Consider the following 2,554-nt stretch of genomic DNA (forward strand, 5'->3'; position numbering starts at 1 on the left):
GTGACAGCGGTGCCAGGGGAAACTGTCACGTTTCTGTCACGCCTCTGGCCAAACGTGACAGTTTCCCCTGGCACCGCTGTCACGCCAGCGCCCGCTTGGCCGCTACGAGAGGAACGGGTTGCGCTCGCGGGCGATGGCGTGCCGGATGCGGATGTACTCCAACACGAGCAGCACGAGCAAGAGCGTCATTGAAGCAAGGTAGCTCGCCACGGCGCCGGTGAGGCCGATGAGGTTCACCAGCAGCAGCGACGAGAGCGTCACGGCGGCGAACGCCACGAGGTAAAGGCGCATCACGGTGCCCTGACGACGCAGCACGGTGACGATCGCGTACAGGAAGTCGATCGCCGCGATGACGCCGCCCGCCACGACCATAAGATAGCTGAGCAGGCGGAACTGCTCGAAATCCACGCCGTACAGAAAGCCGGTGAGCGGGATGCCGATCGTTCCCATGAAGATGCCGACGACGGCTGTCACCGCGATGATGATCGCCATCATCGCGAGCAGGATGAGGTCGAAGCGCCGGCGCTTCTTAGGGTTCGCCCAGATACCCGCGAGCCGAACGAGCTGAGGTTTGTAGATGAAGCCGATGATGATCTGGATGCTCTGCGAGGGGAAGTAGAGCGCGTTGAAGTAGAGCTGGTTCTCGTAGGGCAGCGCGCCTTCCATCACGAGCTTCGGCATGGTCTCGATGAGGTTGAAGAGGAAGAGCGCCGCAAAGAGCGGGAAGCATTGGCGGAAGAGGTCGGTGACCTCCTCGAGCCGCCAACGACGCGACTTCTCGGTCTCGAGCAGCGCGAGCGGAACCGTTACGAGCACAAGCGAGGCGGTGGCGGCGATGCCCATGCCCACCGAGGCGATGGCGATGTTGCGCGTTACGAACAGGAGCACCGTGAACACGAGGAACACCGCCGCGGAGCGGAGCGTCTGCGAGATGCCTGCAAGGTAGAGCTTATCGGCCTGCTGCAGGCGCCCCTCGTACACGTCTGCCGCGCCGTCGACGAGCTTGAAGAGGTACACGCCGAAGCAGATCGTCGCCATGTAGGGCTGGTAGTCGCGGATCGTGCAATACAGGATGCCGAGCACGAGCGCCATGGCCGTCGATGCCCAGCGCTGGATCTGATAGGACGAGAACGCGTGCCCCTCGTCGATATCCGAAACCTGGAAGTTGCGCACGCCGTAGTTTGCAGCGTACATGAGCAGCATGCCTGTGGAGAACGCCATGGAGAACATGCCCGCCTGCTCCGTGCCGGCGAGCTGCGAGGCCACGATGGAGAGAATCGGCAGCGACATGCCCCAGATCGTGGTGCCGAGCGTGTTCCACACGTAATCGCGTCGCGCGCTGTGCGACTCGTATTCCTCTTCCTGCTCGCTGAGCGATCCCTGGTAGATGGCGCCAAGCAGACGGGTCCACCACTGGTTCACGAGGCGGGCGAGGAAAGGCTGGCGCGCGCGGCGGGCGCGGATGCCCTGTGCGGACGCCGCCACGGTGCGGCCGGATGGCGCAGATGCGGTGCGACCGCGGCGCTCGGCAAGCTTGTCGCGTAAGATGTCGATGGGGTTCGAGAGCACGGTGCTCCTATCATGTTCTAGCGTCATTCCATGGTCTCGGTGCCATGGCGTTCCTTGCGAACGTTCATTATAATCAGTTCCAGTTGCGAAATTGCGAACATGCCGTGTCGGCGGCGACGTTCGCACATGGGTTGTAATCGAGGGCGCGGCTTTATCGCTCGAGGTTCGCGCTCGCGTACAGAAAGGTGTGGAGCGCATGATCGAGACCATACTTTTGGAGAACGGTATCAACTGCGATATCGACCGCGTGCACGTGGATTGGTGCCCAGCGAAGCTCATCGAGCATTCCGTGTCGCACCACGAGGCGTACCTGACCTCGACGGGGTCGCTTTCCGTTTCGACCGGTGCCTTCACCGGCCGTAGCCCCGAGAACCGCTACATCGTGGACGCCGGCGAGGCCGATGAGCAGGTGAATTGGAATAGCAAGACGAATAAGCCGGTCGACGAGGAGACGTACAAGCGCGTGCGCAAGAACGTGACGCGTTACATGTCGCAGCGCCGCCACCTGTTCGTGGTTCGCGGTTTCGCGGGTGCGGATCGCCAGTACGCCCGTAAGGTCATGGTCGTCTGTGAGCGCGCGCACCAGGCGCTCTTCATTCAGAACATGCTCGTGCGTCCCACGAAGGACGAGCTCGACATGTTCGGCCGCCCGGACATCACCGTGTTCGCGGCGCCCACCTACGTGTGTTCGCGTGATCGCGACGGCCTGGAGCCCGCGGCGGGCATCCTCGACATGAACCGCAAGCAGATCGTCGTCGCCGGCACCGGCTACTGCGGCGAAATCAAGAAGGCCATCTTCACGATGATGAACTACCTCCTGCCGCTCGAGGACGGCGTGCTGCCCATGCACTGCAGCGCCAACGTCGACCCCGCCACCGGCAAGACGTGCATCCTCTTCGGCCTTTCCGGCACCGGCAAAACGACGCTCTCCGCCGACCCCGCGCGCCTGCTCATCGGCGACGACGAGCACGGCTGGGACGACAAC

Annotated in this window: 2 protein-coding genes; one reads left to right on the forward strand and one right to left on the reverse strand. The window is 63.1% G+C overall.

The window, feature by feature from the left end; all coding sequences use genetic code 11:
• Positions 1-102 precede the first annotated feature (102 nt).
• Positions 103-1,596, reverse strand: coding sequence for a lipopolysaccharide biosynthesis protein (locus tag QZ079_RS09060; RefSeq protein ID WP_297037523.1), 1,494 nt, complete (start codon positions 1,594-1,596; stop codon positions 103-105).
• A gap of 169 nt (positions 1,597-1,765) precedes the next feature.
• Between QZ079_RS09060 and QZ079_RS09065 the strand changes: the two genes are divergently transcribed.
• On the forward strand, positions 1,766-2,554 hold a 789-nt coding region (locus tag QZ079_RS09065), incomplete at its 3' end, for a phosphoenolpyruvate carboxykinase (ATP) (RefSeq protein ID WP_297037524.1).

It is taken from the genome of uncultured Enorma sp. (assembly GCA_905210055.1).
Taxonomy (GTDB): Bacteria; Actinomycetota; Coriobacteriia; order Coriobacteriales; family Coriobacteriaceae; genus Enorma.

Bases quoted from the DNA above. Each gene is read 5' to 3' on its own strand.
- QZ079_RS09060 (WP_297037523.1), bottom strand. From the start codon at position 1,596: ATGACGCTAGAACATGATAGGAGCACCGTGCTCTCGAACCCCATCGAC.